We start from the raw sequence: 4,526 nt of genomic DNA, 5'->3' as shown, positions 1-4,526 counted from the left end.
CACGCCGCGAGCCGCCGAACGGCCTCACGTACAACCGCTTCATCCAGGGCCTCGGCCTCGCGGGTGTGCAGGTCGACCGCCGCATGCTCGCCGAGCTCGCGGTCAACGAGCCCGCCGTGTTCGCGTCGCTCGTCGCGACGGCCAAGGCTGCGCTGCCCAGCGACGTCAACGCCGCCAAGACCGCGTAAGACCGGTTTCCTGAGCGGGCGTCCTCTTCGGAGGGCGCCCGTTCGGCATTTCTCCGCGGGTTCCCGGGGTTCATGCCTCTCGCGCCATACACTGGGACCGTGCTGGAGAACCCTCGTTCGCCGCGTGTGCGCGCCGTGGCCAAGCTGAGCAAACGCGCCGCTCGGCAGGAGACCGGTCTGTTCCTCCTCGAGGGTCCGCAGGCCGCGCGTGAAGCGCTCGCGTGGGCGTCGGAGACGGTGCTCGAGCTGTATGCCACTCCGACGGCTCTGGAGAAGCACACCGACGTGCGGGATGCCGCGATCGACGCCGGGGTCGACCTGCAATACACGACCGAGGCGGTCCTGGATGCCATGGCCGACACGGTCACGCCGCAGGGCATCGTCGCGGTGGCTCGACAGTCGCCGACGGCGTTGAAGGACATCCTCGCCGAGGGACCGACGCTGCTCGCGATCTGCGAGGAGGTCCGCGATCCGGGCAACCTCGGCACGATCATCCGCGCCGCGGATGCCGCCGGCGCGGACGCCGTGATCCTCACCGGACGAACGGTCGACCTGTACAACCCCAAGGTCGTGCGTTCCACCACGGGCTCGTTGTTCCACCTCCCCGTCGCGGTCGATCTCGAGCTCGCCGACGTCGTGGAGCGCGTGCACGAGGCGGGGCTCCGGGTCGTCGCCGCCGATGTCGGAGGCGATGACTTCGTGGCATCCCGTGGTCTGCTGTCCCAGCCCACGGCGTGGCTCTTCGGCAACGAGGCGCGCGGTCTCGACGACGCCGCGCTCGCGTTCGCGGACCAGTCGTTGCGCCTCCCCATCTACGGGCGTGCGGAGTCGCTGAACCTCGCCACCGCCGCGAGCGTGTGCCTCTACGAGACGGCGTTCGCGCAGCGAGCGGGCTGAACCCCGGCTGTTACAGAACGGTTAAGGCCGAGGCCACGAGGTGGCGCATTCTTATCCATCTCATAGGGTGGAGGGATGGCATCCGTTCCCCCGGCGGGCCCTGAGCCCCTTGTCGTCCTCTCCGACGTGCAGAAGCACTACGGCCAATTCCAGGCGCTGAAGGACATCGATCTCTCCGTCGACCGCGGCGAGGTCGTGGTCGTCATCGGTCCCTCCGGGTCGGGCAAGTCGACCCTGTGCCGCACCATCAATCGTCTCGAGACGATCACGAGCGGGAGCATCACGATCGACGGCGCTCCGTTGCCCGAAGAGGGGAAGGGGCTCGCGAAGCTGCGCGCCGATGTCGGCATGGTCTTCCAGTCCTTCAACCTCTTCGCTCACCTGACGATCCTCGAGAACGTCACGCTCGGCCCGATCAAGGTCCGCAAGATGAAGAAGGCGGATGCCGAGAAAGAAGCGCGCGCGCTCCTCGACCGCGTGGGCGTCGGGCACCAGGCCGACAAGCTTCCGGCGCAGCTCTCCGGCGGTCAGCAGCAGCGCGTGGCGATCGCCCGCGCCCTCGCCATGAAGCCGAAGGTCATGCTCTTCGACGAGCCGACCTCCGCGCTCGATCCCGAGATGATCAACGAGGTCCTCGACGTCATGGTGGGTCTCGCCGCCGACGGCATGACGATGATCGTGGTCACCCACGAGATGGGCTTCGCCCGCAAGGCCGCGAACCGTGTGGTCTTCATGGCCGACGGGCAGATCGTCGAGCAGGCGACTCCGGAGCGCTTCTTCACCCAGCCCGAATCCGACCGAGCGAAGGACTTCCTCTCGAAGCTCATCACCCACTGACTCCGCGGCGGAACGACGGCGTTCCGCTGCCCGCATCGCCTCCGGCACACGTGCCATCCCCCCGTATCCCCTCCGCACAGCACACGTAACCAAGGAGACATCACATGCGTAAAACTCGGCTTCTCGCGGGCGTCGGCGTCATCGCCGCCGGCTTGCTCGCTCTCACGGCCTGCAACAGCGGCACCCCCGGTTCGCCCGACGCGGGGTCCGGCGAGGGTTCGTCCGACGCCCCCGTCTGGGGCGAGGTCGCGTCGAACGTGACGATCGACGGCAGCCAGACCTTCGAGAAGATCAGCTCGGCGGGCAAGGTCGTCATCGGTGTGAAGGAAGACCAGCCCGGCCTCGGCTACCTCGACCCGGTGACGGGCGAGCGCAAGGGCTTCGACGTCGACATCGCGCGCTGGATCGCCGCCTCGCTCGGCTACGACCCGGCCGACGAGTCGAAGGTCGAGTACAAGGCCATCGCCTCGGCGAACCGCGAGCAGGCGCTGATCAACGGCGACATCGACTACTACGTCGGCACCTACTCGATCACCGACAAGCGCAAGGAGCAGATCTCCTTCGCCGGGCCGTACTTCCTGACTGGTCAGGGTCTGCTCGTCGCGGCCGACGACGACAAGATCACCGGCAAGGACTCGCTCACCGCCGACACGACTGTCTGCTCGGTCACCGGCTCCACGCCGATCCAGCGCATCCGCGAGCAGACGCCCGCGAAGGTCGTCGAGTTCGACACGTACTCGCAGTGCGTCGAGAAGCTCAAGAACGGTGAAGTGGATGCCGTCACCACCGACGAGGCCATCCTCCTCGGCTACGCCGCCCAGGACCCCGACAACCTGAAGATCGCGGGCGAGCCCTTCAGCGAGGAGCGCTACGGCGTCGGCCTCGCCAAGGGTGACACGGCGTTCCAGGAGTTCGTGAACACGCTGTTCACCGACGGTGGGTCGACCTGGCAGGCGATCTTCGAGAAGAACCTCGGCGCCTCGGGCGTCGAGGGCAAGCAGCCCGCGGTCGACCCCGCCGGTTGATCACGCGGTGCGGGCGGCGTGAACGCGCCGCCCGCACCTTCGACCTCGTCGATCACGAGAAGACAGGAAGCAACCGGTGAATCAGATCCTCGACTACCCCGACCTGTGGGCACAGGCCCTGTGGGGGACCGTCGTCCTGTTCCTGGGCGGTGGCGTCATCGCCATCGTGCTCGGGTTCATCGTCGCGGCCATGCGTGTCTCGCCGGTGCCGATCGCACGAGCGGTCGGGGCGGTGTACGTGAACTGGGTCCGCAACACCCCGCTGACTCTGGTGCTGTTCTTCTTCGCGTTCTGCGTCCCGCTCCTCGTCGACGTTCCTCGGGGGTTCTTCCTCCCGCTCGCCGTGGCCGGTCTCGGCATCTACACGGCGACGTACGTCGCCGAGACGATCCGTTCGGGCATCAACACGGTGCCCGTCGGCCAGGCGGAGGCCGCACGGGCGCTCGGCCTCGGCTTCGGTCAGGTCATGACCCTCGTCGTCCTTCCGCAGGCGACCCGGTCCGTCATCCCCCCGATGGTGAGCGTGTTCATCGCACTCCTGAAGAACACCACCGTGGCGTCGGGCTTCTCGGTGGTCAATCTCGGGAACATCCGCGCCAACATGAGCGAGAACGGCGAGAACCAGCTCGTGACGATCGTCCTGGTCATGGTGATCTTCGTCCTGCTCGTGCTGGTGCTCTCGGCAGTGCAGCGTGCCGCTGAGAAGAAGTGGAAGGTGGCCCGATGAGCTCCTCCGTCCTCTACGACCTGCCCGGGCCCCGGGCGCGTCTGCGCAACCGGGTCCTCGGCATCCTGACCCTCGTCCTCGTCGCCGCCGTCATCGCGTTCGTGGTGTGGCGCTTCATCGACACCGGACAGTTCTCCGCTGCGAAGTGGAACGTCTTCACGTACAGCGCCATCTGGGCGCGCTTCGGCGAGGCCACGCTCGCGACTCTGGCGGCGTTCGCCGCGGCTGCGGTGGGAGCGCTCGTCCTCGGCTTCGTCCTCGCGATCGGGCGCATGTCCGACCACGCGTGGGTGCGGCTCCCCGTCGGATGGATCGTCGAGATCCTCCGCGCCGTTCCGGTGCTCATCTTCATGCTGCTGCTCTACTACGGGCTTCCGGTCGTCGGCATCCGGATGTCGTCGTATTGGGCCGTCGTCATCGCCCTCATCGCGTACAACGGCTCGGTGCTGTCCGAGGTCATCCGTGCCGGCGTCGAGTCGCTGCCGCGCGGCCAGCGGGAAGCCGGCTACGCGATCGGCCTGCGCAAGGCCGGGGTCATGCGCCTCGTGCTGTTGCCGCAGGCGATCCGGGCGATGCTGCCCGTGATCATCGCCCAGCTCGTGGTCACGCTGAAGGACACCGCGCTCGGCTTCATCATCACCTACCCCGAACTGCTGTACTTCGCGCGCCTGTTGGGGTCCAACGGCGAGTACGGCTCTCCGCTGATCCCCGCCGCCATGATCGCGAGCGTCATCTATGTCGCGATGTGCCTCGCCCTGTCGTACGCGGCTCACCGCGTCGAGATCGGCTTGCGCCGCTCGCCGAAGGCGCCCCGCGTCGCCGGCGCCGAGCCTCCGGGCCAGACCGGCACCG

Annotated in this window: 6 protein-coding genes; all 6 read left to right on the top strand. The window is 67.8% G+C overall.

What is annotated here, in order from left to right; genetic code table 11:
• Positions 1–188 (top strand): 50S ribosomal protein L20 (locus I5G_RS13340; RefSeq protein ID WP_022879502.1); only part of this gene is annotated, 188 nt, incomplete at its 5' end.
• A gap of 99 nt (positions 189–287) precedes the next feature.
• Entirely contained in the window at positions 288–1,085 is a 798-nt protein-coding gene (locus I5G_RS13335; RefSeq protein WP_026095919.1) for an RNA methyltransferase, read from the top strand.
• Positions 1,086–1,160: 75 nt separating this feature from the next.
• Positions 1,161–1,922 (top strand): amino acid ABC transporter ATP-binding protein, encoded by a 762-nt coding sequence (locus I5G_RS13330; protein ID WP_022879500.1) that lies wholly within the window; start codon positions 1,161–1,163, stop codon positions 1,920–1,922.
• 104 nt (positions 1,923–2,026) lie between these two features.
• Positions 2,027–2,947: a glutamate ABC transporter substrate-binding protein gene (locus I5G_RS13325; RefSeq protein ID WP_022879499.1), complete on the top strand. Its 921-nt coding sequence runs from the start codon at positions 2,027–2,029 to the stop codon at positions 2,945–2,947.
• Between the two features lie 76 nt (positions 2,948–3,023).
• Positions 3,024–3,674: an amino acid ABC transporter permease gene (locus I5G_RS13320; RefSeq protein WP_022879498.1), complete on the top strand. Its 651-nt coding sequence runs from the start codon at positions 3,024–3,026 to the stop codon at positions 3,672–3,674.
• Positions 3,671–4,526 (top strand): amino acid ABC transporter permease (locus I5G_RS13315; RefSeq protein ID WP_022879497.1); only part of this gene is annotated, 856 nt, incomplete at its 3' end. The genes I5G_RS13320 and I5G_RS13315, both read left to right, overlap by 4 nt.

The sequence above is a fragment of the Microbacterium sp. B19 genome (assembly GCF_000333395.1).
Lineage (GTDB): Bacteria > Actinomycetota > Actinomycetes > Actinomycetales > Microbacteriaceae > Microbacterium.
This window is presented reverse-complemented; position numbering and strand designations above follow the sequence as displayed.